Raw genomic sequence first — 26,605 nt, forward strand, 5'->3', positions numbered from 1 at the left:
ATTTATTTACCTAAAAGAAATATACAAGGTTTTTTGTGCAAATCGGGTTGTGCTTTCGCCCAGTCGCTTGCCTTTTTAGTTTGAACAAAACCGGAGGGCGCAGTTACCTCACAGGCAATGCAAATTAAGGAATCTGGAGCACATTGTGCAATTAGGTCCTCTAAAAGTGCATTATTTCGGTACGGCGTTTCGATGAAAATTTGTGTTTGGCCCCATTTAGCAACATCTCGGTCTAGTTGTTCGATTTTACGAATGCGTGCAGCCTTGTCGATGGGAAGATAGCCAATGAAAGCGAAGCTTTGGCCAGAAAAACCTGATCCCATTAAACCTAATAGGATGGATGAAGGGCCTACTAAAGGAATCACTTCGAGGCCTTGTTGTTGTGCAATCGAAACCGCTAGGGCCCCAGGATCTGCTACGCCCGGGCAACCAGCTTCTGAAATAACGCCAATATATTCGACCGCGGCATGCTTTTTGTAGAAGTCGGTAACTGTCTTAGGCTGAGTGTCTTTGTCTAATACCTCAAAAATTAAGCGATCAATCTGAATCCCTAGTTTCAATTCACTAATGAATCTTCGAGCCGTCCGTACATTTTCGACTAAAAAATGTGTTGTCTGCTGTAGTGCCGCTAAGATTTGTGGGGGTAGGACTTCGGATGAAGTGTTTTCGGCAATCGGGCAGGGGATGAGGTAAATTTTCATAAAAACGGTTGAATCGCCTGTAGAAACAAGTCCGGTTGGTCCGCTTGCACCCAATGGCCCGCACCTGGAATCTCTACAACTTCAAAATTAGGGAAAATTTCGGCAATGTATCGTTCGTCTTCCGGTTGTATATAATGAGAATCAGCTCCTTTAATGAAAAGCGTTTCGGTATTTGAGGCACTAGAAACGAGTAATTCGTGTCCCACCACGTCAATATTTTTGGTTATCACTTTCAGATTAATTCTCCAGGCAAATTGCTGCTCCGCGTTACGGTAAAGGTTCTTTAAAAGAAATTGTCGAACACCTTCTTTTTCTTCGAAGCGTTTCAAATGCTCATTCGCCGCTTGTCGACTCTCAAGTGTGGCTAAATCTAAACTATTTAATCCCTCTAAAATGTGTGTATGGTGTACCGGATAGAATTTAGGTGCGATGTCGACAATGACAATGCGAGAAGCAATACCCGGGTGCAATAAATCGAATTGCATCACCACCTTGCCACCCATACTGTGCCCGATCAAAATGGGATTTTCTAATTGATGTTCGTGAATGAATTCCAATAAATCCTGAGTCATCACCTCATAATTGAAATCATCACCCCAAGGCGATTGTCCGTGGTTTCTTTGGTCCATTAAAAATACGCGGTGATTTTCAGAGATAGCTTTTCCAAAACCGAGCCAATTATCTGATGTGCCAAAAATTCCGTGTAGAATAATGACCGGCGTTCCTGTTTCCCCAAGTGCGCGATAGAATAATTTCATTAGGCTAAGTAAATGGCTTTTTCTTTCCGTTCCGTTAACTCGCCGATAGGGCTTAATTCATACCCGTTTTCGAGCGCAAATGCTTCGAATTTAGCCGTATGTTCCGCTTCTACGGCGATTAATAAACCACCAGATGTTTGTGGGTCTGCTCCAATAAAGCGTTGGCGCTCCGAAATATCTTCGCTCAATCGATCGCCATAGCTGGCTAAATTTCTTCCAGTACCACCTGGGAAACACTTTTGGTCTAAATAATGATCAATATTAGGAAGCAAAGGTAAGTTTTCGAAGGTAATTTTAGCACTTAAACCTGACCCATCCGCCATTTCGACTAAATGACCGAATAATCCAAAACCTGTCACATCCGTCAAGGACTTCACGAAGGACAAAGGACCTAGTTTCTCCCCAAAGCTATTTAACGTACTCATTTGCTTCACCGCTCGAGCTAAATCGGCAGGGCTAACGATGCCGCGTTTTTGGCCTGTAGATAAAATACCTACGCCCAGTGGCTTGGTTAAATAAAGCATACAGCCTTTTGTAGCCGTGTCGTTTTGTTTTAAATGTTCTTTACGTACTTTTCCAGTCACAGCAAGCCCAAAGATTGGTTCAGGAGAATCAATCGAATGACCTCCCGCTAATGGAATTCCTGCTTCTGCACAAGCCGCGCGTCCACCTTCTAAAACTTGGGCCGCAACTTCTGGAGCTAATTTATCAATAGGCCAGCCTAGAATGGCAATGGCCATCAGTGGACTTCCGCCCATCGCATAGATATCTGAAATGGCATTTGTTGCCGCAATTTTCCCAAAATCAAACGGATCATCCACTATCGGCATAAAGAAATCCGTCGTCGAAATAACCGCCTCGCCATTCTGCCAGTCAAATACAGCAGCATCATCCCGGCTTTCATTTCCGACTAATAAAAGGGGGTGATTAGCCTTCGGTTTGTCTGATTTTAGTATTTTGTCTAAAATCTGTGGTGATATTTTACACCCGCAACCTGCGCCGTGACTAAAAGAAGTTAATTTGATATTTTCTGACATGATGATTTAGTAGGTTGCTACATTATATCGCAACACAATTTTCTATATTAATTAGAATTTTCCTTAGAGGTTTTAAAAAATGCGAGGGCAGAAATTTATTGCGCAGCACAAATTTGGAACAAATAAAATTAAAACTCTTTATGATGCGCCATTCTAAACAAATCATCCTTACTCAACGACTTGAAATAATTGTAAGTGATCTTCAAACCCTCTGCACGACTCACCTTAGGTTCCCAGCCCAGAATACTGCGAGCTTTTGTGATGTCTGGTTTACGTTGTTTGGGATCATCTGTAGGTAAAGGAAGAGAGATTAATTTCTGAGATGTACCCGTTAATTTGATGATCTCCTCGCCAAATTCTTTTATCGTAATCTCATCTGGATTTCCGATGTTCACTGGTTGTGCATAATCGCTCAATAAGAGGCGATAAATGCCTTCTACAAGGTCATCTACATAGCAGAAAGAACGCGTCTGCGAACCATCGCCAAACATCGTTAAATCCTCACCACGCAACGCTTGCCCAATGAATGCAGGTAATACACGCCCATCATTTAGACGCATGCGAGGACCGTAGGTATTGAAAATACGGACAATACGTGTTTCTAGGCCGTGATAGGTGTGATAGGCCATGGTCATCGCTTCTTGGAAACGTTTTGCCTCATCATACACGCCACGAGGACCTACTGGATTTACATTTCCCCAATACTCCTCCGGTTGAGGATGTACATTTGGATCCCCGTATACTTCTGAAGTGGATGCGATTAAAACACGTGCATTTTTTACGCGCGCCAAACCGAGGCAATTATGAATTCCTAAAGAACCCACTTTCAAGGTCTGAATAGGGATTTTCAAATAGTCAATAGGAGAGGCAGGTGAGGCGAAATGCAAGATATAATCCAATTCGCCTGGTACGTGAATGAACTTAGATACATCGTGGTGATAGAACTCGAATTGCTTTAAATGGAACAAATGTTCTATGTTCTTTAGATCGCCTGTAATCAAATTATCCATAGCGATCACGTGGTAACCCTCTTTGATAAAGCGATCGCATAAATGAGAACCTAGGAATCCAGCTCCGCCGGTGATTAAAACTCTTTTCATATTAGTGTATGGTTTGACGGCCGATGGAATAATAAGTATATCCTAGCTCCTGCATTTGGCTTAATTCGTATAAGTTTCTTCCGTCAAAAATGACTTTATTCTTTAATAAACTATCCATTCTATCGAAGTCAGGTGTTCTAAATTGTGGCCACTCAGTCACAATTAGTAAAGCATCTGCGTCTTCTAAAGCTTCGTAGGGATTCTTTGTAAAGGTAATTTTGTCTCCTAAAAGATTTCGAACATGATTCATTGCTTCTGGATCATAGGCGCTAACCGATGCACCTAGTTCAAGTAATGCATCGATATTATATAAAGAGGGAGCCTCTCTAATATCATCGGTATAAGGTTTGAATGCCAAACCCCACATGGCAATTTTCTTCCCCGATAAATCACCTTTAAAATGTTTCGCTAGGTGAGGAATGAGCTTCGTTTTTTGATTCTCATTTACTTTCATGACCGAGTCTAAGATTTTAAACTCATAGTCGTTTTCTGCGGAAGTTTTTGCCAAGGCTTGCACGTCTTTTGGGAAGCAGCTTCCACCGTATCCGATACCGGCAAATAAAAAGCGTTTCCCGATTCGAGAATCCGTTCCGATACCTTTGCGCACCTCATCCACATTTGCACCTACGAGTTCGCAAAGATTAGCGATCTCATTCATGAAAGTGATTTTAGTGGCTAAAAAGGCATTAGCGGCATATTTAGTTAGCTCAGCTGAACGCTCATCCATAAAGATGATCGGATTCCCTTGTCGAACTAATGGAGCATACAAGCGTGACATCAAGTCTTTTGCTCTCTCTGATTGCGTACCTATAACGACACGGTCTGGTTTCATAAAATCCTCTACGGCTACGCCTTCTCGTAAGAATTCCGGATTTGAAACGACATCGAAATCGACTTTTGCGTTTTTAGCAATAGCTGAGTGTACTTTTTCGGATGTGCCTACGGGAACGGTACTTTTATCAATGATAACTGCATATTCCGATAGGAGTGGACCTAAATCATCCGCTACCTGCAAAATGTATTTTAAATCGGCAGAACCATCCGCACCCGGAGGGGTAGGTAGAGCTAGGAAAATGACTTTTGCTCCAGTAATACCTTCTTGTAAAGAGGTAGTAAAATCCAAACGACCTTCTTCCGTGTTTCTTTTGAACAAATCTTCTAAACCAGGCTCATAGATAGGAATGATTCCGGCCTGCATTTGTTTTACTTTCTCTTCATTGATATCTATGCAAGTAACGTGGTTTCCTGTTTCAGCGAAACAAGTTCCCGTCACTAAACCTACATATCCGGTTCCTACAACAGCTATTTTCATATTCTTACTGAATTACTTTACCAATACTTCCTGAGGGTTCATTTATTTTTAACCAATTCGCTAATGTGCTGGAGATGTCACTTATGTTTGTTCTTTGGTTTATTTCTTTTGGTTTTACGTTCCATCCGAAAAATAACAAGGGAACGTGGGTATCATACGTATAAAGTGAGCTATGTGTTGTACCTGTTTTGTAACCAGAAAACCACTGTGGTTTTAATAAGTACATAAAATCACCGCTTCTTGCTTGATTATAGCCATTAGAGATCATTTCACGATAAAGTGCTGGTAAAGGGCTATTCAAAGCATTTCTGATGTCTACTAATTCTGCAAATCCCGCTTGATTTTTAAATGATTTCTCCAAAATCTTTCCCACTGCCTCTTTCGAAATATGTAATCTTTCTAGGTTTGCATGGTTTAGATAGATTTGGTAATTATCATTTCCAACCATGATTTCTACCTCGCCAAATTCTTTTTTTAGCGCCGTTTTTGCCTCATTGATTGCCTTCACATTGTCAAAAACTCCACCAGGTAATCGTTTGCTCTGAAGGTAATATGGAATTTCAGCTACAGCATGATCAGCTGTTAAAAAAACAAGGTATTGATTCTTGCCTAATTTGGCATCTAAATGCGTTAAAATGTCTGCAATATCTTGATCCAAGCGTAAATAAGTATCTTCTAATTCGATGGATTGAGGACCGAATGAGTGCCCTACATAATCAGGTGAAGAGAAGCTGATGGCTAAAAAATCGGTCGTTCCGTTCTTTCCTAAATTCTCCTCATCAATCGCTTTAAGAGCGAAGTCTTTCGTTAGTGTATTGCCAAAAGGAGTCGTACGTATTACTTCCAATGGATTCCCTCCCTTTAATTCATGAGGAAAAGTAGGAGTTTTCTCTCCCGGTAATTTACTTTCATATGGACTATCGTCTTCAGCAGAACGGGTATAAGTTGCGATAGGATATAGCGTATTCCATCCTTTACTTAGGTATTTCTGTGGTCTTGCTTCTAAATTAAATTTCTGAACCCAAGTAGGTAATTCTTTCATGTAAAAAGAGGAGGTAATCCAATACCCATCAGCCGAATCATACCAATAAGCTGCATCTGCAGTATGACCACCTGGTAAAATGGACCCACGGTCTTTTAAGGCAATGGCGACCGTTTTAGATTTGTAATTCTGTGCCATTTTTAATTGATCCGTGATCGTGGAAGTGAACATATTCTTAGGTGACATAATTCCAGCTTTGCTTTTACTTCCCACTGTTAGTACGGTGCTGTCATCTACACAATACATTTTCTTTCCATTAGCTACTTCAATCCATTCGTTACCTACGATACCGTGAACCGCTGGAACCGTTCCTGTATAGACGCTAGCATGTCCTGCTGCTGTTACCGTAGGGGCATAATTATAATGATTATCCTTACAATTAATCCCTTCAATCATTAAGCGTTTGAAGCCTTTATCTGAATAACGATCATAGAATTTATTCAGGTATTCGTAGCGCATTTGGTCTACGACAATACCCACGACTAAGGCTGGTTTTTTTTGTGCCAAAACTGGTAAAGAAAGTATTCCTAGGAAAACAAGAAGGACTTTTTTCATAGATAAGAAGGGAATTCGGTTAAAATTTTTGTTGACTGATCTAGTATAATATTGCTGAGGCCGTTTGTTATAACTAGGTACTCTGCTTTTTGTATTTTCTGGTATTGGCTAATTTGTTGTAAAGTGCTTAAGCTAATGTCAATATGCGGTGCTTTACATTCAATGAGCATAAATACGTCCCCTTGTGAATTATAAACCCGTATATCCGTTCGCCTGTTCAATTGATCTACCTTCATACTTCCCTCTATTTGGAAAAGAGAAGCTGGGTATTTTAATTCATTAACTAAATACTGTAAGCAATGTTGTCTGACCCATTCTTCTGGCGTCAGTAATCGATACTTGTTGGTGATTTCTTCAAAAATATACAGTTTCCCGTCCTTTTTCTTTACTTTGTGAGAATAGGCAGGAAAGACTAAGTTTATTTCCGGGGATGTAATCATCTAAATAATCGATATAACCTCTAAATTAATCTTTTTGCTTTATTATTTCATCACATCTAAGGGTATAATATGAAAACGAAAGAGGAAATTGTTCAAAATTGGTTACCCCGCTACACAGGAACAAATTCGGAAGATTTTGGACAGTATATTTTATTGACCAATTTCAAGAATTACGTAGATATGTTTGCTGAGAAATTCGGGGTGGTAATAAAGGGCCAAGACCGTCCGATGCAGACGGCTACGGCACATAATATAACCATTATCAATTTTGGAATGGGATCGCCCATGGCAGCTACCGTGATGGATATTTTATCAGCTATTAGTCCTAAGGCAGTTTTGTTTTTAGGCAAATGCGGGGGGTTAAAAAAGAATTTATCCTTAGGAGATTTAATTCTTCCAATAGCTGCGGTTAGGGGAGAGGGGACATCAGATGAATATATGCCTAAAGAAGTGCCGGCGCTACCTTCCTTCCGATTACAGCGGGCCGTTTCATCCATGATTAAGAAACATGAATTAGATTATTGGACTGGTTTAGTTTACACCACGAATCGACGCGTTTGGGAGCATGATGAGGTGTTTAAGGCTTATCTATCCGATATTCGGGCGATGGGTATTGATATGGAAACCGCTACGATATTTACGGTCGGTTTTAAGAATAAAATACCACACGGAGCCTTGTTATTAGTATCCGATAACCCGATGACTCCTGATGGAGTGAAAACGGATGCGAGTGATAAGAATGTAACGGCTAATTTTGTTCATAAACACCTCCAAATCGGTATCGATTCCCTAGAGGAATTAGCAAATTCAGGCGAATCGGTTAAGCACTTACGATTTGATTAGTAAATAAGTCCGTTTTTATTAGTTGCAATAATCGCGGATCACGTTGTAAGCTCCTGCATAACCTAGCTCGCCAGCTTTGCTTAAATCTAAGCAGCCCGAAGTATCATTCAAGGCAAGTTTGATGATTCCGCGAATGAAATAGGCTTCTGCAAATTTGCTATTTAATTCGATGGCATTGTTGCAATCTTGAATTGCGTTGCGTTGATCACCTAGACTTGATTTAGCGATTCCCCGTTGAAAATAAGCATCTGCATAAGTGGGTAGGAATGAAATGGCGCGGTTATAATCTTCAATGGCACTTTTAGGGTCGCCGGATTTTGCTTTGGCTAAACCTCTATGAAAAAATACCTCGGCTCTTCCGGCACTCATATCGGACATTTTTGTGCGGTCTACTAAACCGTTTCGGATTTCATCCAGTTGAATTTTACCGAGTTTGGCGGTATATAGAATTTTGGCGTTTTCATTATTCCCAAATTCAATAGCTTTCGTAAAATCCTCCATTGCTGCGCGCTGGTCGCCTAATTTCGCTTTTACAAAGCCTCTCCCATAAATCGCCTCGATTTTTTCAGGATCTAATTCTAAGGCTTTATTAAAATCTTCTAATGCTCCTTTCTCTCCATTTTCCCCTCTGTAATTTTCTAACTGCACTTTGCAGAGGCCAGAATAATACCATTCGTCCGCTTTCTCTGGACTTAATTTTAATACCTCGGTGAAATCCGTTAAAGCGCCTTTATAATCCCCCATTTTCATCTTGGCAAAAGCACGTCCAGAAAGGTAATTTGTGCGTTTAGGAGTGATTTCGATCGCTTTATTATAGTCTTCAATACTACCTATGTAGTCGCCCAGCTTTGATTTGCTGTCGGCTCTTACGGCTAAAGTGGGAGCGTAATCAGGTAATAATTCGAGTGATTTATTGAAATCGGTGATGGCACCGCGGTAGTTTTCTAATTTGTTTTTGGAAATACCTCTGCTTAAATACGCCGTTCCCTCTAAAGGATTCAATCGTATGGCTTCGTTATAATCTTGAATAGCTAATGGGTGATTATCTTGCTTGCTATAACTTTGGCCACGACCAATGAAGGCTTCAAAATAATTAGGCTTTAATTCTAGTGCTTTATTGAAGTCCAAAATAGCTCCCTGAAAATCCTTTAAATTGTATTTCGCAAAACCCCTATTATAAAAAGCAATCGAGTTTGGATTAGCTGCAGTTTTCTCAATTTCAATACTGAAATTGCGTAAGGCGTCTGCGTAATTACCGGATTTATTTTGGTTCAAACCAATCTCTAAATGATTGATTTCCGTTGTCTGTGCTGATAAGGAGAAAAGGCAAGCCAAAAAGGCAAAGGCTAAAATGCCCACTTTGAATTTCATAGTAACTTATTTTTTGTAAAAATAAGCGAAATTACTGGCTTGTTAAAATTTGAATACCACCAAAAACAAGGATCAAAAACAGCGTTCTCAAGGCTGTTTTTTTCAAATAAGGATCAATTTGTGCGGCACTCATCCCAGAATGTAATTCGCGGAATAGTTGAATAATGGGATAAATACCGACAATAAGTAATTGTTGGTTGATGCCTATTTTAACCCCAGCTACGAAAGGATACGCATAAAAGCAGGCAATGGCCGCTATGTACAAGCATTTCTGGTAGTAGAATCCGAACGTTTTTCCAATTCGCACAGGAATCGAGTTTTTCCCGGCTTTGATATCATTTTCGATATCTCGTAAATTATTCAGATTTAATACGGCAACGGAGAGAAATCCACATCCTGATGCTGGTAATAGGATAGCGTAATTCACACTAAAGGTCTGAAGATAATAGGTGCCTAAAGTGCCAATTAATCCGAAAAACAAGAAAACGGAAATGTCTCCTAAACCCATGTAGCCATAAGGCCTTTTACCCACCGTGTAAGCGATGGCTGCCGCTATAGCAGCCAGTCCTAGGGCTAAAAAAGTGCCCCAAACTTCGATAGGAGCATCTTTTAATCCAAAATACAATAAACAGATTCCAGATAAAAAAGAAAGAACTGCTGTCATAATAACAGCAGTTCTCATCTCTTGTTGACTAATTTTTCCTGTTTGAACAGCTCTTAGAGCTACTTTGCGATCTGCATTATCGACTCCATTAGAGAAGTCACCTAAATCATTCGCAAAGTTGGAAAGTATTTGTAATAACAGGGTAGTTAAAGTGGCAAGAATAGCAATGATTAAATCAAATTTTCCTGTGGCATATGCCAAGAAATTGCCTAATAAAATACTGCCAACCGCCAACGGTAAGGTTCTTGGTCTCGCCGCATCCACCCATCTATTCATATTATTTTCCTATCGCCGCTAAAAATTCTGGACTGCTTGGCTTAATGCCCGAAGCAAAGAAGTTTTGTAATTCGCCTTTCTCATTGATTACGTATTTGCAAAAGTTCCAGCTAGGCTCTTTCTCATTCCAGCCATTCTTTGATTTGTCCGAAAGCCATTGGTAAAGGTCACATTTTCCTGATCCTTTCACTACCACTTTTTCCATCATTTGGAAGGAAACGCCGTAATTTAAGGTACAGAAAGAAGAGATTTCTGCGTTAGAGCCTGGCTCTTGTCCACCAAATTCATTCGCTGGGAAACCTAAGATCACAACGTCCTTATTTTCTTTGTGGAATTTCTCCCAGTCAGCATATTGAGGAGTATAACCACATTTAGAAGCGGTATTTAAGACGATAATTTTCTTTCCTTTAAATTGAGAGAAATCAATCTCTTTTCCATCGATTCCTTTCATTTTGAAGGAATGGAAGTTGGTAGAAGCTGTGGAAATTTCCATTTTTTCTGGTCTGTTTAAGACGGTTTTTTGGGTGAATGGTAGGGCTAATACCGTTAATAACGATCCGATTTTCATAAAACTTGCGATCATAATGATAATAATTAAAATGGTGAGGTAAAGGTATTTACGTTTCAAATTACATTCGATTAGGTGAAACTATACCTAATAACGAGGTGGCATGCTGAATTGTTTTACCTGTAAGCTCAGCTAAGGTAAGACGAATGTTTCTTTTTACCTCATTTTCCTCTGATAGAATGGTTTGTTCGTTGTAAAATTTATTAAATGTCTTCGCTAAATCGTAGGCATAATTGGCGATTACAGAAGGTGCAAAGTTAGCTGCAGCTTGCGTAATATTCGCTTTGTATTCCCCTAATAAATAGATTAATTCTTGCTCAGAATCTGCTAATTCTGAGTTGGTTGACACCGGATTGATTTTACCTCCTTTGCGCAATATAGAACAAATACGAGCGTGTGTATATTGGATAAATGGACCTGTATTTCCTTGGAAATCAATGGATTCTTCCGGATTAAATAACATCCGTTTTTTCGGCTCCACTTTCAATAAGAAATACTTCAAGGCGCCTAATCCTAAATTGTGGAATAAATCGTTTGATTCAGCTTCGGTAAAGCCATCTATTTTACCTAATTCCAAAGTGCGGTCTTTAGCCGTTTGAATCATCTCTGCCATCAAATCATCCGCGTCGACTACTGTTCCTTCGCGGGATTTCATCTTGCCGCTAGGTAAGTCGACCATACCATAAGAAAGGTGGAAATTGCCGTTTGAATAGGGCTTATTTAATTTTTTCAAAATATGGAAAAGCACTTCAAAGTGGTAATCCTGCTCGTTTCCGACCACATAAACCGATTGATTCGTTTTAAAATCTTCGTATTTCAATTGAGCAGTTCCCATGTCTTGGGTGATGTAAACAGAGGTACCGTCTTTACGTAAAACTAATTTTTCATCTAAGCCTTCTGCCTCTAAATTGATCCAAACAGATCCATCTGGTTTTTGGAAAAATACACCCGATGCTAAACCCTCATCTACTATTTGCTTGCCTAGTAAATAGGTATTCGACTCTCGGTAGATTTTATCAAAGGAAACGCCCATGGTTTGGTAGGATTTCTCAAAACCAGCGAAAACCCAGGCATTCATCTTATTCCATAAGTTCATCACCTCTTCGTCGCCTTGTTCCCATTTTAAGAGCATTTCCTGCGCCTTCAATAGGATAGGAGCCTGTTTTTTCGCTTGTTCTTCTTCAAGTCCATTCGCCTTTAACTTGGCGATTTCTTCTTTATAAGCCACATCGAAAGCCACATAGTATTTGCCCACTAAGTGATCGCCTTTTAACCCGGATGTTTCAGGAGTTTCATTATTGCCAAAAAGCTGGTAAGCTAACATCGACTTACAGATGTGTATGCCTCGGTCATTTACTAAATTCGTTTTGACCACATCGTATCCACCTGCTGCTAAGATTTGTGCAACCGAAAAGCCCAAGAAATTATTACGTAAATGGCCTAAATGTAAAGGTTTATTAGTGTTAGGAGAGGAGTATTCGATGAGTACTTTTTCTTTTTTAGATTCAATTTGGAAAGGATTTTTATCCGAAGCAACGCTAGCTAATAAGTCTAACCAAGCGGAATCCTGGATGGAAATATTTAAAAATCCTTGAACGACTTGAAAAGCTTTTACTATTCTGCAATTCGCCATCAAATACGTTCCTAAATCAGTCGCAATGGCAGCTGGAGCTTTTCCTGCTTGCTTTGTATAAGGGAAAACAACTAAGGTATAAGTGCCTTCAAACTCTTTTTTTGTCTCTTGCAACACGATTTCTGTAACGTCGATTTGAAAGAGGGCTTTTAGTCCTTTAGCGAGTTCTTGCTGTAATGTTTGCTGAATATTTGACATCTAAATGGCTGTAATTTTTCAATCTGTAAAGGTAGCTAAATTCGGGCTAAACATTGCCTCTAATGCTCAGAAATGAATAAATTAATCTTACCTTTGCCTTAATTATGCAAAATACGTACCACGAGGCAATTCAAACTTTAAAATCAGGAGGCGTGTTGCTGTATCCTAGTGACACGATTTGGGGTTTAGGCTGTGATGTTCGAAATGAGCAGGCTATTGAGAAGATTTTGGAGCTAAAAAATAGACCCGCCTCTAAAGGATTGATTGTCTTGATTGCTAAAATCGAGCAATTGAGTGAATATGTAGAGCAGGTGCCGGAGATTGCTTGGGATTTAGTGGAATTTGCGGAGGATCCTTTGACGATTATTTATCCCAAAGGGAAAAACGTTTCTCCCTCTTTATTAGGCCCAGATGGTAGTATTGCGATCCGTTTAGTGAAAGATGAGTTTTGTAAAGGATTGATTTACCGATACCAACGGGCGATAGTTTCCACTTCCGCGAATCTTTCTGGGGAACCTTCTCCATTAAATTTTGCTGGAATTGCGCCTTCCATTGTAGCGGGGGTAACGCATGTGTTAAAGAATCCATTAGGAGAAGGGCCAACTAAAAAGGCGAGTAAAATTGTGCAATTAGGCCTATATGGTGATTATAAGTTAATTAGAGGTTAGATGAAAGAAGGGAAGGAAATTGTACAAGATCCGATATTCTCCAAAATTGGCCTCGCAGCCGATCGTTTGGGGGTAGATAGTTATGTGATTGGTGGTTACGTGCGGGATGCGATTTTAGGGCGTGATTGCAAGGATATCGATGTGGTTTGCCTCGGATCTGGGATTGATTTAGCTTTAGAAGTAGCCAAAGAATTTGATTTACCAGAGCATGCCGTGTCCGTTTTTAAGAATTTTGGCACGGCGATGATTAAAGTCGATGACTGGGATCTGGAATTTGTGGGAGCTCGAAAGGAATCGTATAATCGGGATTCGCGAAAGCCTGTGGTGGAGGAGGGTACTTTAGTGGACGACCAAAACCGCCGTGATTTCACCATCAACGCGATGGCAGTTCAGTTAAATAAGGCGAATTGGGGTAAACTATTGGACCCATTTAACGGCCTCGAAGATTTAAGGGCGAAAATTATTCGCACACCTTTAGCCCCTGGTATTACTTTTTCAGATGATCCATTGCGTATGATGCGTGCGGTTCGTTTTGCAGCGCAGCTAGGATTCGATATTTATCCGGAAACTTTTGAGGCCTTAAAAACCGAGAAAAATCGCCTGGAAATTATTTCGATGGAGCGCATTTCTGATGAATTAAATAAGATGATTCTCTGCAAAAAGCCTTCCTATGGCTTTCTTTTGCTGGATGCTTGTGAAATTCTGCCTATCATTTTTCCTGAGTTCATGAAGCTGAAAGGCGTAGACACAGAGGATGGAAAGGGTCATAAAGATAATTTCTACCACACTTTACAGGTACTAGATAATATTGCAGAAAACACGGATGACCTTTGGTGGCGCTGGGCGGCTATTTTACATGATATTGCCAAACCACAGACAAAACGTTTCGCCCAAGGCAAAGGTTGGACTTTTCACGGACACGAAGATATGGGCGCACGCCAGGTGCCGAACATTTTCAAACGCCTAAAATTGCCTTTAAATGAAAAGATGAAACTGGTTCAAAAACTAGTTCGCCTACATTTACGCCCCATCGCTTTATCGAAAGAGGAAATCACCGCTTCCGCCTTACGCCGTCTTTTATTCGAAGCAGGAGAGGAGTTAGAAGCCTTGATGACTTTGTGCCGTGCTGATATTACTTCTAAAAATGGAGATAAGGTCAAACGCTATCTGCGCAACTTCGATATCGTAGAGCAAAAACTAAAGGAAGTAGAAGAAAGTGACTCACTTCGTAATTTCCAACCCGTTTTCTCTGGCGAAATCATCATGCAGGTTTTCGATATTGGTCCAGGTCGTGAAATTGGTATCATTAAAATTGCCATGCGAGAGGCAGTTTTAGAGGGAGTGATTCGAAATGAATTAGAATCTGGCTGGGATTTGCTGATAGAGGAAGGGCGCAAGCTAGATCTTAAACCAGTCGTTTCTCTCGCTGAAATACAATAAAAAAGGCTCCGATTTCGGAGCCTTTTCTTTTATGAATGCGGTGATTATAAGTTGATTACAAAATCTTCTTTCGCATAACGAACCTTAGTAGCACTCGCCATAAAGTCATTAGCTGCATCGCGCTCACCTACTGCAAGCATTAATACAGAATGTAACCCCATCGCTTCTAGACCTAATAATTCATCTAGTTTAGCAGGGATAAAACCTTCCATAGGAGTTGAATCGATTTGTAATTCACCAGCCGCTGCAAGAGCTGTCCCCATCGCTAAATAAACTTGGCGATCAGCCCAATTTTGCTTTGCTTCTACTGGACGTCCTAATAAAGAACCAGCGATTGCACCACGGTAATCTCCTAGCACATCCACAGAAAGACCACGCGTATCAGCTACTAATTGGATGAAAGAATCGATTTGTGCTTCTGTAATATCATTCCAAGCCGCAAATACTAACAAGTGAGACGACTCTACTGCTTGTGGTTGACCATAAGCGATGGGTTGAATTTTAGCTTTTAATTCTGGGTTTTCAATCACTAAAATTTTATAGGGTTGTAAACCAAAACCTGATGCTGAAAGGCGGATTGCTTCTAATAAAGAATCAATTTTATCTGTGGAAACTTTGTTTCCAGTCATTCTTTTGGTGGCGTAGCGCCAGGATAATGAGTCGATTAAAGACATAATGTAGATTATAGATTACAGATTATAGAGAAGAGATTCTTCTTCAAATAAGCCTTGATAATTTATCAAATAAATAAAAGCAATTTCTATTCAATCTCCCTTAAAAAGAGAGCGAAAGAGTTCGGATAGTATATATAAATTTTAAAGTGCAATCTCATAAAACATTGTCGCTAGGCAGTTTTAGAGATTGCACTTTGAAATTGAGCCATTTTACAGCCCCCTATTTAAATTTATTCTGAAACTAAAGAAACGGTAAGAGCGAAATCATCATAAATCGCCTTATCACCAATTGATTCGAAGAATTTCTTAGAACCGTAACGGATATTGAAGTCTGTACGATCGATCGTGATGTTTGCTTTTGCAGTTACTTTACCACCTTTTACAGCGATTTCAGCCGGGAAAGTGATTGATTTTGTGATTCCTTTTACTGTTAAATTACCAGTTACTTGGTTACCTGCTACTTTAGTGATAACGAAAGTGGCTGTTGGGAATTTTTCTACTTCGAAGAAATCACCTGAACTGATGTGTCCGATGAATTTTTGATTGTAATTAGCATCTGTGATATCTAAATCTTTGATTGATTTCAAATCGATCGTGAAGTTTCCACCTACAAGTTTGTTGCCATCTACATTCAAAGCGCCAGCAGAGATACCTACTGTACCATTGTGCTCGCCTGTTACTTTCTTAGCTAACCAAGCGATTGAGCTAGCTGATTTGTTAATGTTTACCGCTTTAGGTGCAGCTACACCAGCGAAAGTGATTAGGCCTACAGCCAAAGTTGCAATAATTACTTTTACAGATTTCATCTTTTTTATTGTTTAATTGTGAGAAAATACGGTTCTAAATTCGTCCAAAATTTGGTTCATTTCTTCGAGCTTTTTAACTCCTAAAGCGTCGAAATGTTTTCCCCAGTCTTTTTGAACTTGGTCTACTTGGATTAATAAGTCTAGTCCAGCCGGCAAAATCAAGATATCTACCGCTCTGCGATCTTTTGGACATTCGCGGCGAAGCACTAAATTCTTCTCCACTAATTTGTCTACTAGGCGTGAGGCATTTGACATTTTATCTAACATCCGTTCGGTAATGGCTAAAACGGTCATGGGGTTACCTTGTTGTCCTTTTAAAATCCGGAGAACATTGTATTGTTGTACGGTAAGTCCAAAAGGCTTCAAAAGCTCTTGTTGTTGCTGAACTATCCAGTTTCCAGTGTAGATCGCGTTAACAATAGCTTTTTGGGACTCTGACTGAAAATTACTTTGTTTTAAATCCTCGGAAATACCCATGACTAAAATTTGATGTAGCAAAATTAAATGTAATTACATTAAATGCAAGTGAATTAAAATTAAATTATTGTTAACTCCTGAAAATTTTAATTTTTGACCTATTTTTGAACATGCAGAATTCCTTATCCCTCCAATACCCTTTTGTCCTAGCTTCTAATTCACCACGCAGAAAAGAGATTCTTCTAAATGCGGGTTTTGAATTTTCGGTTTTGCCAAGTGATGTGGATGAGTCGTTTGATGCGGCAATGAAACCACAAGAGGTGCCTGTGCATTTGGCAGAAAGAAAAGCCAGTGAACTAGCTCGAATTTCTCCATCGACCTTGGTTTTAGCGGCGGATACGGTGGTTATTCTAGAAAATGAGATATTAAATAAGCCATCAGATAAATCTGAAGCCATTCAAATGCTTCAAAAGCTATCGGGAAAAACACACGAAGTGGTCACTGGTATTGCCTTGCACACGCCACAAGGCTTGTTTACGAAAGCAGATTCAGCTCTGGTTAAATTCAGAACTTTTGAAGAATGGGAAATTGATTTTTATGTCAGAGAGGGTTCTTGTATGGACAAAGCCGGTTCTTATGGTGTTCAAGATTACCTAGGAATGGTGGGTATTGAATCTATTCAAGGTTCTTTTTACACGGTAATGGGATTGCCCATTTACGAAGTATATCAATTAATGAAACCGTATATTCTAGACGGGAAGCAGTTATTAATTAGATAGAGAAACTCTCTCCACATCCACAGGTACGACTTGCATTGGGGTTTTTGAATTGAAAACCTTTGCCATTTAGACCATCTGAAAAGTCTAATTCAGTGCCTGCAAGGTAGAGGATAGATTTCTTATCAACCATTACTTTTACGCCCTTATCTTCGAAAATCATATCATTCGCTTGAGGCTCTGCTGCGAAATCTAAATTGTACATCAAGCCAGAGCAACCGCCACCTTCTACTGCCACGCGGATGTTAAATTCCTCCGTTAAACCTTCTTTAGAACGCAATTCTTTGATTCTATTCGCTGCTAAATCTGATATCGAGATCATGTTGGTTATATTTTGATGAATTTCCGACACAAAAATAAGAAAAAAATCGCTAAAAAAATCATTTATTTAGAGTGAATCTAAATAAAGTCTAGTTTTTCAAAACCATTGGCCTTAATTTTGCGTTTCAATTGGAGTAAAATAGCCAGATTAAAAACACATACCATGCTTTCAATAAAGAATTTACAAGCAAGAATAGGGGAGAAGGAAATCTTAAAGGGGATTAATTTAGAGATCAAAGCGGGAGAAGTTCACGCGATCATGGGACCGAATGGTTCAGGTAAATCAACGTTAGCGTCTGTTTTAGCCGGACGCGAGGATTATGAGGTGACAGGAGGTTCGGTTGACTTTTTTGGTAAGGATTTATTAGATCTAGCTCCTGAAGAACGTGCCGCAGAGGGTTTATTCCTTGCTTTTCAATACCCAGTAGAAATTCCGGGTGTGTCGACGACGAACTTTATGAAGTCGGCTGTAAATGAAATTCGGAAGTACCGCGGGGAAGAACCATTGGATGCTGTTCAGTTTTTGAAGATGTTCAAAGAGAAGATGAGCTATGTGAATATTGACCAAAGTTTATTGTCTCGTGCATTAAACGAAGGTTTCTCTGGCGGTGAGAAAAAAAGAAATGAAATCTTCCAAATGGCCGTTTTAGAGCCTAAATTAGCCATTTTGGATGAAACAGACTCTGGACTGGACATCGATGCATTGCGTATCGTGGCTGAAGGAGTAAATAAATTGAAATCCCCAGATAATGCGACGATCGTAGTGACTCACTACCAACGCCTTTTGGACTACATTATTCCAGATTTTGTACACGTTCTGTACAAAGGAAAAATTGTGAAATCAGGTGGAAAAGAATTAGCGCTTGAATTAGAAGAGCGTGGATACGATTGGATCATTTCAGCTTTAGGAGAATAAGATGGTGTATACAGAATTAAGTTCAGCGTCTCAAAAAGAGGCTATAGAACGTTTTAAGGCCAAAGGGTTTCCCACCAACAAATGGGAAGAATGGAAGTATGCGTCCTTGAAGTCTTGGAATGAAAAAGACCTAGATTGGCATCCTGCATCCTTAAATGAGTCCTCAACTGCTAGTTTGCAAACCCAAAATGGCAACACCAGTTTTCAGGGTTCCTTGCCTGCCGGAGTAGAATTCATCTCATTCGATGCATTTTTAGCTTCTAATCCAGCGCTTGCAGCGAAATGGGAGCAACGCCTACCTATTTTAGATCAGAACTCTTTGTATGATTTAAATACTGCTTTGGTGGCTAATACTAAGGTATTATGGGTCAAGGCAGGGGTTTCGGTAGACGAGGCCATCGCTCACGATTTTATTGTATCTGCCTCAAAGGCTTCCGCTATTCAAAGTCGTTTGATTGTTTATTTAGAAGAAGATGCTTCGTTAACTTTAATTGAGCGTGCCTATACTAAGGTGGGTTCAGCTGAAGTTTTGTCCAATTTTGTGCAAGAAATTTATGTGAATGAGAAGGCAAATTTGACCTATGTGAAGGAACAAGATTTGGCCCAAAACACCACTCACATTGACCATACCTTCATTACGCAGCTTTCTAATACCCAGGTAGATCTTTTTACCTTCTCGCTGAATGCTGCCTACATACGTAATAACTTGCATTTCTACAGTGATGGAGAAAATGTTATTTCGAATTTAAATGGCCTTTACGTCCCAGGAGAGGATCAATTAATGGATTCTCACACAGTAGTAGATCACCGCAAGCCTAATTCAGAGTCGCATGAATTATACAAAGGTGTGTTGATGGGGAACGCTACAGGCGTGTTTAATGGAAAGATTTTTGTGCGTCCTGATGCTCAGAAGACGAACGCATTCCAAAGTTGCAAGAACGTTCTTGCCTCCACGAGAGCAACAATGAATACGAAACCTCAATTAGAGATTTGGGCGGATGATGTGAAATGTTCACACGGAACCACGACAGGTCAATTAAATGATGAAGCCTTATTCTATTTACGTTCGAGAGGTATTTCTTTAGCGAATGCGCGAACTTTATTGTTACTCGCTTTTGTTCAAGAGGTAATCGATCGAGTAACTCATGAAGAGACGAAGTTACGTTTGACAGATAAAATTATTTCAAAAATCCAGACTTCCTTAGCGATTTAATCATGGCGGAAAAATTAAATATAGATCAAATTAGAGCAGATTTCCCTGTTTTACATCAGCAGGTAAATAAGGCTCCCTTGATTTATTTTGATAATGCGGCGACCACACAAAAGCCAAAAGCCGTTATGGATGCGCTTACAGCTTATTATGAGCAGGATAATGCGAATATTCACCGGGGTATTCACACCTTGGCAGAACGTGCGACGACTGCCTATGAGCTAACACGGAAAAAGCTATCATCCTTTTTGAATGCCCCTTCCACGGATCAGATTATATTCACTTCGGGTACAACTGCAGGGATAAATCTCGTGGCTCAAACTTTTGGACGTGCTAGCATCGGAAAAGGCGATCAAATCATCGTTTCTAACCTGGAACACCACTCGAACATTGTGCCTTGGCAAATGATCGCGGAAGAGAAAGGGGCAGAGATTAAGGTGATTCCGGTAAGTGATGAAGGCGTTTTAGATATCCAAGCTTTTAAAGGCTTACTGAATCCTAAAGTCAAATTAGTCGCAGTCAATCATGTATCCAATGCCATTGGAACCATTAATCCGATTGCAGAAATTATCCAATTATCCCATGCGGTAGGAGCCAAGGTCTTAATTGACGGAGCTCAATCTGTCGCTCACTTAGCTGTGGACGTGCAAGCATTGGATCTAGATTTCTTTGTTTTCTCTGCACACAAGTTGTTCGGTCCTACGGGAGTGGGCGTGTTGTATGGTAAGCGCGAACTATTGGAAGCCATGCCACCTTACCAAGGGGGTGGGGAAATGATCAAAGAGGTGAGTTTCAGTGGAACGACCTACAATGAATTACCTTATAAATTTGAGGCTGGAACGCCTAATATTGCGGATGTGATTGCTTTTGGAGCCGCATTGGATTATGTACAAGCGATTCCTGCAAAAGCTTTGGCCGCGCAAGAAGAAGCTTTATTAGCCTACGCAACAGAGAAATTACAAGCCATTCCCGGTTTACGTATCGTGGGAACCGCACCTGAAAAGATTGCCGTTATTTCATTCGTAATTGATGGTGTTCATCCACAAGATATTGGTGTTTTATTAGATAAATTTGGCATTGCGATTCGTACAGGTCATCACTGTGCACAGCCTTTGATGCAGCGTTATGACCTAGTGGGAACCTGTCGTGCTTCGTTCTCCTTCTACAATACTTTCGAGGAGATAGATCGTTTTGTGCTTTGTTTAGAGAAAACTTTACAGATGCTAGGATAATGGGACAGCCGATTGACGAGATACAAGAGGAATTAATTGAAGAGTTCGGTCTTTTTGAAGACTGGGCGGATAAATATGAGTATTTGATTGATTTAGGCAAGAAGTTAGCGCCTATGTCGGATGCTTACAAAACAGAGGAGAATGTGATTAAGGGCTGCCAAAGCCGGGTATGGTTACATGCCGAAAAACAAGGTGATTTAGTCGTATTTCAAGCTGATTCTGAGGCTATTATTGTGAAAGGAATGATCTCGATGTTGATTCGGGTATTGTCTAATCACACCCCAGCAGATATTTTAGCGGCTGATTTATATTTTATTGATCAAATTGGAATGAGTCAGCATTTGGCCCAAACCAGATCAAACGGTTTAGTTTCCATGGTAAAACAAATGCAACACTATGCTTTGGCCTTCTCTTAAGCGATTATTTAAAATGGAAAATTCAAGTCAAATGAATGAGGTAGAATTAAAGGAAAAAGTGGTCAAGGCGATTAAGACCGTCTATGACCCAGAAATTCCAGTCGATGTGTATGAACTCGGATTAATCTATGAAATCAAGATTTTTCCGGTGAACAACGTGTATATTTTGATGACCCTAACTTCACCATCTTGCCCATCTGCGGAAAGTATTCCGGTGGATATTGAGAAAGCAGTTCGGGAGATTGAAGGTATAGCAGAAGTGTCAGTTGAATTAACATTTGATCCTCCTTACGAGCAGGATATGATGTCAGAAGTGGCCAAATTGGAACTTGGTTTTATGTAATTGCGTTTAATTTTAAATCTAATAGAATAATATATGTATCCAGAACATTTAGTACATCCTATGCGGATGGATATCGTTGCCGGAGGTTTCCAAGAATTGAAGTTAGCTTCAGAAGTGGAAGACGTAATGGCTAAGCCAGGAACTACCTTGGTATTTTTCAACTCAGTTTGTGGATGTTCTGCTTCTACAGCTCGTCCAGGTGTAAAAAATGCGGTAGCAGCTTCAGCTAAAAAGCCGAATCAATTAGTGACGGTTTTTGCGGGTGTGGATCCAGAAGCGGTTCAAAAAGCTCGTGAGTATACACTTCCTTATCCTCCATCATCTCCATCGATTGCTTTATTCAAGGATGGTGAGTTAGTTCATTTCGTAGAGCGCCATCACATTGAAGGTCGTTCAGCAGATATGATTGCAGGACACTTGGAAGGTGTATTTGACGAGTTCTGCTAATAAAAATTTGCCATAAAAAAAGGGAGCTTCGAAAGAAGCTCCCTTTTTTTATGTCCTTTCAGAAAGGATTATTGCTTAGGCGCACCGCCCATCGCTCCTGATTCTGAACTGCTATTCTTAGCTTTTTCAGCCATTTTCTTAGCTGCTCCTTCATAGTCACCCGCTTTAATGAAGGACATCTTCAACAAGTCGATTGATTTTTGAGTTGCCTCTTGAATTTGTGCTGGAGTTAAGCTCTTCACCTTGTTTTCTAATTCTTCAGACCATTTCATGTTACGGCCTAAGAACAAGTTGCTGTTCAAGCTTCCTACTAAAGCATTGTCTTGTGAACGCGTCACTTGACGTGATTGTAACCAAGATTTCTTCGCTTCGTCGATTTCTTTCTGAGTGAAACCTTCTTTCAATACTTTCTCGATTTCCTCTTTGAATGCTGACTCTAGCTTAGCTAAGTTTTCTGGAGCATAGATTGCATAGCCGATGAATGCACCACTTTGATCTAATGGACTAGCTACGAATTGAGAACCTACACCGTAAGATAAACCATCTTTCTGGCGAATACGGTTCATTAAACGTGAGCTTAATCCGCTACCACCACCTAACATATAGTTAGATAATTCTAATGCAGCATAATTAGGATCGCTATCAGAAATTTTCAATGGTTGGTAAGCTAAGAAGAAGGCATTTGCTTTATCTGGTGTTTCGATAGATATCGCTTTTCCGCCTGTTTCTTTAAACTCATCTGCAACGCGTTTGAATGGCTTAGGAGATTTCCATGTGCCAAATTCTGCTGCAATTAAATCCTTCAATTCTTTCTCATCAAAATCTCCTACCGCTGAGAATGTCGCGTTAGAAGCTCCGTAGAAGTTTTTGTAGAAATTAACCGACTCCTCTAATTTTACAGCGGCATAGTTAGCCGTTTGCTCAGCCATAGTAGGCTGGTAGCGAACATCTTTCTTGTCATAGTGCCCAGCTCTTAATTGGCCTAATGCCTCAGAACCTTTCGCTTGTGGCTCACTTTTTTGACCTTCGATGGCTGTCAAATTCTCTTGCTTCAATTTTTCAAATTCAGCCGCAGGGAATACAGGTTGTTTTAATGCCTCAGCCACTAATTTCATAGCAGGGATTAAATTTTCACGCGTTGTTTCAATAGAAACGTTAGCTTGTGTTGCGCCACCAGAGATACCCACGCGTGCTTTCAACTTGTCTAATTCATCTTGGAATTGTTGACGTGTGTGCTTGGCTGTACCTTTAGTTAACATATCAGCCGCTAAATCTGCTGCAGTAGCTGTACCCATTAACGATTTTTCATCACCAAAACGTAAGGTCATTCTAGCATAAACTGAATTACCTCTTGTTTTCTTAGATAACAAGGCTACTTGAACACCACCGATTTTCTCTGTCTTCGTACGCGCATCAATGTTTGCTGGAGATGGATCAAAAGCTTCTCCTTGGCTAACTGCTGCCTTAGGTTTGAAGTCCTTTAAAACAGTTGCTACGTCTTTTGCTTCAGGAATCTCCGCACGCTCTGGTTTCTCTGTAGGGTAGAAAGTACCTGTCGTTCTATTGGAAGATTTAAAGTAAGCTGCTGCCACTCGTTGAATATCAGCAGGAGTGATTTTCTCTAATTGGTTACGCGTGTGGAACAATAAACGCCAATCGCCTTGTGCAATGTATTCTGAAATACCTACTCCCACACGTTGTGCGTTGTTTAATAACAATTCAATGTTCTTAATACCTTTTGTCTTAATACGATCCACCTCTTCTTTTGTTGGAGGAGTTTTGGCAAAATTCTCAATCGTTTCCACCATGATCTTGCGAACAGAATCCAGCGATTTCTCCTTTAATACTTCAGCACCAAAATAAACTAAGCCTGGTTCCTTCAATTGGAAAGTCATACCAAATTGGCTACTTGCTTTCTTCGTATCAATTAATGCTTTGTACAAACGGCCTGATGGAGCATCCGTTAATAAATCAGTCATTACATCCACCGCTACATAATCTGGGTGCAAGCCTGAAGGAATATGGTAGGCCATTCCGATCACTTGAACATCACCTACACGACGAAGTGTTACTTCTCTTTCGCCATCTTGTGTCGGTTCAGCAGTGAATGTAGGCGTTAATACGCGCTCTGGACGTGGAATAACACCAAATTTCTCATTTACTAACTTCAATGTTTTGATTGGGTCGAATTTACCAGCCACTAATAGTACCGCATTATCTGGTTGGTAATATTTGCGGTAATAGGCTTGTAAATTTTCGATAGGCACTTTTTCGATGTCAGAACGAGCACCGATAGTAGAGTTACCATAGTTATGCCATAAGAAAGCAGTAGAAACGATACGCTCCATTAAAACACTTCCTGGATCGTTTTCACCACGTTCGAATTCGTTACGAACGACGGTCATCTCTGTTTCTAATTCGCTTTTCGCGATACGAGAGTTGATCATACGATCTGCTTCCATATCTAATGCCCAGTCTAGGTTTTCATCCGTAGAAGCGAATGTCTCGAAGTAATTAGTTCGGTCTAACCAGGTTGTACCATTGAATTGAGCACCATGATCTGAGATCTCTTTGGCTACTTCTTTGTGTTTTTCTTTCGTACCCTTGAACACCATGTGTTCTAATAGGTGTGACATTCCCGTTTCACCATAGCCTTCGTGGCGAGAACCTACTAGATAGGTAATATTAACGGTTACGGTTTGTTTAGATGGATCAGGAAATAACAATACTTTTAAGCCGTTAGCTAGTTTATATTCCGTAATTCCCTCCGCTTCAGTTACCTTTTCAGGTATTGGAAGGCTAGCGGATGCCTTTTGTGTTGATGGAGTGGGTTTAGGTTGTGCTAATGCAGGTTGCAAAAGACAAAGCAGTAAACCCGATAGAATAATTCTCTTCATAGGGGTATTTTGTTTATTAAGGATAGAAAATTAAAAATTATTTAATTGAGTGTATTCGATTTAATGATGAACGGCAAAAATTATTTCTTGTATTGTTGAATTAACTTGTAAATCGCTTTTTGTGTTTCCATGTTAGGGAAATATTCAAAAATTATTTCATGCTTATCATAATCCAATAGAAGGCCTGATTCTAAAAAGTGAAAGGCCTCTTTGAATTGACCTGCTTTAATTAAAAAGATAGCTGCTCGGTAATATAAGTCTGCTTCTTCTGGCAATTCATCGATGGCAGAAAGCATAATTTCTGCACATTTTTCGAAATCATTCAAATCGTAGTGCAATTGCGCCCATTTGACCCAAGTTGGAGCGAAGAAGGAGTCTAAGTCTATGGATTTGGAATAGGCCTCATCAGAAGAAACAGAATTGCCTAAATAGGCCTCTACATCTGCTAATCCCGTCCAATAAAGTGGATTCGTGTCATTTAACTTCAGCGCTTTCTTCAGGAAATGCAAAGCCTCAAACCATTTGTCCATTTCAGTCAAACAAACGGCCAAGCCATAATAGCCCTCATCCCAAAGAGGATCGACCTTAATTGCCTCTTTATACTGAATTAATGCCTCATCAAAACGACGCTGGCGTTCAATACTAGCACCTAAACAGCAGTATAATTCTGGATTCGGATCATCGTATTTCAAGCACAGGAGATAAGATTCTTCCGCTTTTACATATTCCTGAATGTTCATGTAGGTATTCCCTAAATTGAATAAGGAAGACCCAAAAGTAGGTTCTATAGCAAGCGAATATTCATAGGCATCAATCGCCTTTTCAAACTGTTTTAATTTCGAATAGGCAATGCCTAAATTATACCATGCCGTAAATGAGAACGGATCAGCATCAATAAATTGCTTATAATAAGGTATACTTTCCTCGATTTTTCCAATCTCATCTAAACAGTTGGCTAGTTCGACTAGCGCATTTTCATTTTCTGAATTTAACTCCAAACACTTCTTTAGCATATCTACCGCTTCACGAGGTTTCCCCCAAGCTTGGTAGCTAAGTCCTATTCGAAAATAAACCTCATCTTTTTCCTCCGTACGATCTAGGGAAGCTAGAAATAGTTGGATAGATTCTTCGTGTTGCCCCATTTGGCTTAATAAATAGCCTTTTACTAGGGTTAATTCGATGTCATTGGGGAATAATAGAATGGAATTTTCAATCAGTTCCATGGCCTCCTCTGGTCGCTGCATTTCCCCTAAAATCTGTGCTTTTAGGGTAATCAATTCTAGTGAATAGTTGAAGTGTGAGAGGCCTAAATTAACAGCTTCCAAGGCTTGGTCAAAACGGGATTGAACAAAGTAATGTTCGGCGATTTGTTCCAAAGTCTCGGCATCGAAAAACGCGTTTTCTTGCTGATTCAACATGTTTTCGTAGCGTTGTACGGAAGCTTGGATGTCTTCTTTATTCTCGTCGAATTCGTGATCTAGCATTTTTCAAGATACATTTTTACTAAAATAAAGAATAATATTTATTCTTGAACCCCTTTTCGG

General features: G+C 40.0%; 27 protein-coding genes. 10 read left to right on the forward strand and 17 right to left on the reverse strand.

Annotated features, from left to right (window positions below; all coding sequences use genetic code 11):
* Positions 1 to 2: 2 nt before the first annotated feature.
* The 7 genes from ACILP5_RS08885 to ACILP5_RS08915 all read right to left on the reverse strand — a co-directional run bounded on the left by ACILP5_RS08885 (position 3) and on the right by ACILP5_RS08915 (position 6,945).
* On the reverse strand, positions 3 to 701 hold the full coding sequence (locus ACILP5_RS08885; protein WP_395618306.1) for an SAM-dependent methyltransferase: 699 nt from the start codon (positions 699 to 701) through the stop codon (positions 3 to 5).
* A complete protein-coding gene (locus ACILP5_RS08890; protein ID WP_395618307.1) occupies positions 698 to 1,459 on the reverse strand; it encodes an alpha/beta fold hydrolase in 762 nt (253 codons plus the stop codon). Before ACILP5_RS08890 ends, ACILP5_RS08885 begins: the two co-directional genes overlap by 4 nt.
* Positions 1,459 to 2,496, reverse strand: coding sequence for a selenide, water dikinase SelD (gene selD, locus ACILP5_RS08895; RefSeq protein WP_395618308.1), 1,038 nt, complete (start codon positions 2,494 to 2,496; stop codon positions 1,459 to 1,461). Before selD ends, ACILP5_RS08890 begins: the two co-directional genes overlap by 1 nt.
* A gap of 128 nt (positions 2,497 to 2,624) precedes the next feature.
* Entirely contained in the window at positions 2,625 to 3,596 is a 972-nt protein-coding gene (locus tag ACILP5_RS08900; RefSeq protein WP_395618309.1) for a UDP-glucuronic acid decarboxylase family protein, read from the reverse strand.
* Between the two features lies 1 nt (position 3,597).
* Positions 3,598 to 4,908: a UDP-glucose dehydrogenase family protein gene (locus tag ACILP5_RS08905; protein WP_395618310.1), complete on the reverse strand. Its 1,311-nt coding sequence runs from the start codon at positions 4,906 to 4,908 to the stop codon at positions 3,598 to 3,600.
* 4 nt (positions 4,909 to 4,912) lie between these two features.
* Positions 4,913 to 6,505 (reverse strand): alkaline phosphatase PafA, encoded by a 1,593-nt coding sequence (gene pafA, locus ACILP5_RS08910; RefSeq protein ID WP_395618311.1) that lies wholly within the window; start codon positions 6,503 to 6,505, stop codon positions 4,913 to 4,915.
* Positions 6,502 to 6,945, reverse strand: coding sequence for a type I restriction enzyme HsdR N-terminal domain-containing protein (locus ACILP5_RS08915; RefSeq protein ID WP_395618312.1), 444 nt, complete (start codon positions 6,943 to 6,945; stop codon positions 6,502 to 6,504). Before ACILP5_RS08915 ends, pafA begins: the two co-directional genes overlap by 4 nt.
* Before the next feature lie 69 nt (positions 6,946 to 7,014).
* Here ACILP5_RS08915 and ACILP5_RS08920 point away from each other — a divergent pair, with 69 nt between their 5' ends.
* Positions 7,015 to 7,788, forward strand: a complete 774-nt coding sequence (locus ACILP5_RS08920; RefSeq protein WP_395618313.1) for an AMP nucleosidase — start codon at positions 7,015 to 7,017, stop codon at positions 7,786 to 7,788.
* 18 nt (positions 7,789 to 7,806) lie between these two features.
* Here the strand turns inward: ACILP5_RS08920 and ACILP5_RS08925 are convergent, their stop codons facing one another.
* Genes ACILP5_RS08925 through argS form a run of 4 tightly spaced genes read right to left on the reverse strand, consistent with a single transcriptional unit; the run spans position 7,807 to position 12,498 of the window.
* The gene (locus ACILP5_RS08925; protein WP_395618314.1) at positions 7,807 to 9,159 is read right to left on the reverse strand and encodes a tetratricopeptide repeat protein; all 1,353 of its coding nucleotides are present in this window, start codon (positions 9,157 to 9,159) and stop codon (positions 7,807 to 7,809) included.
* Between the two features lie 31 nt (positions 9,160 to 9,190).
* Entirely contained in the window at positions 9,191 to 10,099 is a 909-nt protein-coding gene (menA, locus tag ACILP5_RS08930; protein WP_395618315.1) for a 1,4-dihydroxy-2-naphthoate octaprenyltransferase, read from the reverse strand.
* Between the two features lies 1 nt (position 10,100).
* Positions 10,101 to 10,682, reverse strand: coding sequence for a glutathione peroxidase (locus ACILP5_RS08935; protein ID WP_395618316.1), 582 nt, complete (start codon positions 10,680 to 10,682; stop codon positions 10,101 to 10,103).
* Positions 10,683 to 10,728: 46 nt separating this feature from the next.
* Positions 10,729 to 12,498: an arginine--tRNA ligase gene (gene argS, locus ACILP5_RS08940; protein ID WP_395618317.1), complete on the reverse strand. Its 1,770-nt coding sequence runs from the start codon at positions 12,496 to 12,498 to the stop codon at positions 10,729 to 10,731.
* A 104-nt stretch (positions 12,499 to 12,602) separates the two neighbouring features.
* Between argS and ACILP5_RS08945 the strand changes: the two genes are divergently transcribed.
* Complete coding sequence (locus tag ACILP5_RS08945) at positions 12,603 to 13,166, forward strand: L-threonylcarbamoyladenylate synthase (RefSeq protein ID WP_395618318.1); 564 nt, start codon at positions 12,603 to 12,605, stop codon at positions 13,164 to 13,166.
* Positions 13,167 to 14,606: a CCA tRNA nucleotidyltransferase gene (locus ACILP5_RS08950; protein ID WP_395618319.1), complete on the forward strand. Its 1,440-nt coding sequence runs from the start codon at positions 13,167 to 13,169 to the stop codon at positions 14,604 to 14,606.
* 44 nt (positions 14,607 to 14,650) lie between these two features.
* On the opposite strand, the gene ACILP5_RS08955 is transcribed toward ACILP5_RS08950, so the two are convergent.
* From ACILP5_RS08955 to ACILP5_RS08965, 3 genes are all read right to left on the reverse strand, one after another.
* Entirely contained in the window at positions 14,651 to 15,280 is a 630-nt protein-coding gene (locus tag ACILP5_RS08955; RefSeq protein WP_395618320.1) for an NAD(P)H-dependent oxidoreductase, read from the reverse strand.
* Between the two features lie 230 nt (positions 15,281 to 15,510).
* Positions 15,511 to 16,086: a YceI family protein gene (locus ACILP5_RS08960; RefSeq protein WP_395618321.1), complete on the reverse strand. Its 576-nt coding sequence runs from the start codon at positions 16,084 to 16,086 to the stop codon at positions 15,511 to 15,513.
* Positions 16,087 to 16,098: 12 nt separating this feature from the next.
* The gene (locus ACILP5_RS08965; protein WP_395618322.1) at positions 16,099 to 16,563 is read right to left on the reverse strand and encodes a MarR family winged helix-turn-helix transcriptional regulator; all 465 of its coding nucleotides are present in this window, start codon (positions 16,561 to 16,563) and stop codon (positions 16,099 to 16,101) included.
* A 110-nt stretch (positions 16,564 to 16,673) separates the two neighbouring features.
* Here ACILP5_RS08965 and ACILP5_RS08970 point away from each other — a divergent pair, with 110 nt between their 5' ends.
* Positions 16,674 to 17,282: a Maf family protein gene (locus tag ACILP5_RS08970; protein ID WP_395618323.1), complete on the forward strand. Its 609-nt coding sequence runs from the start codon at positions 16,674 to 16,676 to the stop codon at positions 17,280 to 17,282.
* Here the strand turns inward: ACILP5_RS08970 and ACILP5_RS08975 are convergent.
* Entirely contained in the window at positions 17,275 to 17,601 is a 327-nt protein-coding gene (locus ACILP5_RS08975; protein WP_395618324.1) for a HesB/IscA family protein, read from the reverse strand. The two genes, ACILP5_RS08970 and ACILP5_RS08975, sit on opposite strands and share 8 nt — an antisense overlap.
* A 162-nt stretch (positions 17,602 to 17,763) precedes the next feature.
* On the opposite strand from ACILP5_RS08975, the gene sufC reads away from it, so the two are divergent.
* From sufC to ACILP5_RS09005, 6 genes are read left to right on the forward strand one after another with little or no spacing between them, the layout of a single operon-like run.
* Positions 17,764 to 18,516: a Fe-S cluster assembly ATPase SufC gene (gene sufC, locus ACILP5_RS08980; protein WP_223130438.1), complete on the forward strand. Its 753-nt coding sequence runs from the start codon at positions 17,764 to 17,766 to the stop codon at positions 18,514 to 18,516.
* A gap of 1 nt (position 18,517) precedes the next feature.
* Positions 18,518 to 19,729, forward strand: coding sequence for a Fe-S cluster assembly protein SufD (gene sufD / locus ACILP5_RS08985; protein ID WP_395618325.1), 1,212 nt, complete (start codon positions 18,518 to 18,520; stop codon positions 19,727 to 19,729).
* A gap of 2 nt (positions 19,730 to 19,731) precedes the next feature.
* Complete coding sequence (locus tag ACILP5_RS08990; protein ID WP_395618326.1) at positions 19,732 to 20,958, forward strand: SufS family cysteine desulfurase; 1,227 nt, start codon at positions 19,732 to 19,734, stop codon at positions 20,956 to 20,958.
* Entirely contained in the window at positions 20,958 to 21,374 is a 417-nt protein-coding gene (locus ACILP5_RS08995) for a SufE family protein (RefSeq protein ID WP_395618327.1), read from the forward strand. Before ACILP5_RS08990 ends, ACILP5_RS08995 begins: the two co-directional genes overlap by 1 nt.
* A 31-nt stretch (positions 21,375 to 21,405) precedes the next feature.
* Entirely contained in the window at positions 21,406 to 21,717 is a 312-nt protein-coding gene (locus ACILP5_RS09000) for an iron-sulfur cluster assembly protein (protein WP_223131844.1), read from the forward strand.
* A 33-nt stretch (positions 21,718 to 21,750) separates the two neighbouring features.
* Positions 21,751 to 22,164 carry a BrxA/BrxB family bacilliredoxin gene (locus tag ACILP5_RS09005; RefSeq protein ID WP_395618328.1) on the forward strand — a complete coding sequence of 138 codons (414 nt, stop codon included), beginning with the start codon at positions 21,751 to 21,753 and terminating at the stop codon, positions 22,162 to 22,164.
* 68 nt (positions 22,165 to 22,232) lie between these two features.
* Here the strand turns inward: ACILP5_RS09005 and ACILP5_RS09010 are convergent, their stop codons facing one another.
* Positions 22,233 to 25,061 carry a M16 family metallopeptidase gene (locus tag ACILP5_RS09010; protein ID WP_395618329.1) on the reverse strand — a complete coding sequence of 943 codons (2,829 nt, stop codon included), beginning with the start codon at positions 25,059 to 25,061 and terminating at the stop codon, positions 22,233 to 22,235.
* A gap of 80 nt (positions 25,062 to 25,141) precedes the next feature.
* On the reverse strand, positions 25,142 to 26,545 hold the full coding sequence (locus ACILP5_RS09015) for a tetratricopeptide repeat protein (protein WP_395618330.1): 1,404 nt from the start codon (positions 26,543 to 26,545) through the stop codon (positions 25,142 to 25,144).
* Between the last annotated feature and the right edge of the window lie 60 nt (positions 26,546 to 26,605).

The sequence above is a fragment of the Aquirufa sp. genome (assembly GCF_044239315.1).
Lineage (GTDB): Bacteria > Bacteroidota > Bacteroidia > Cytophagales > Spirosomataceae > Aquirufa.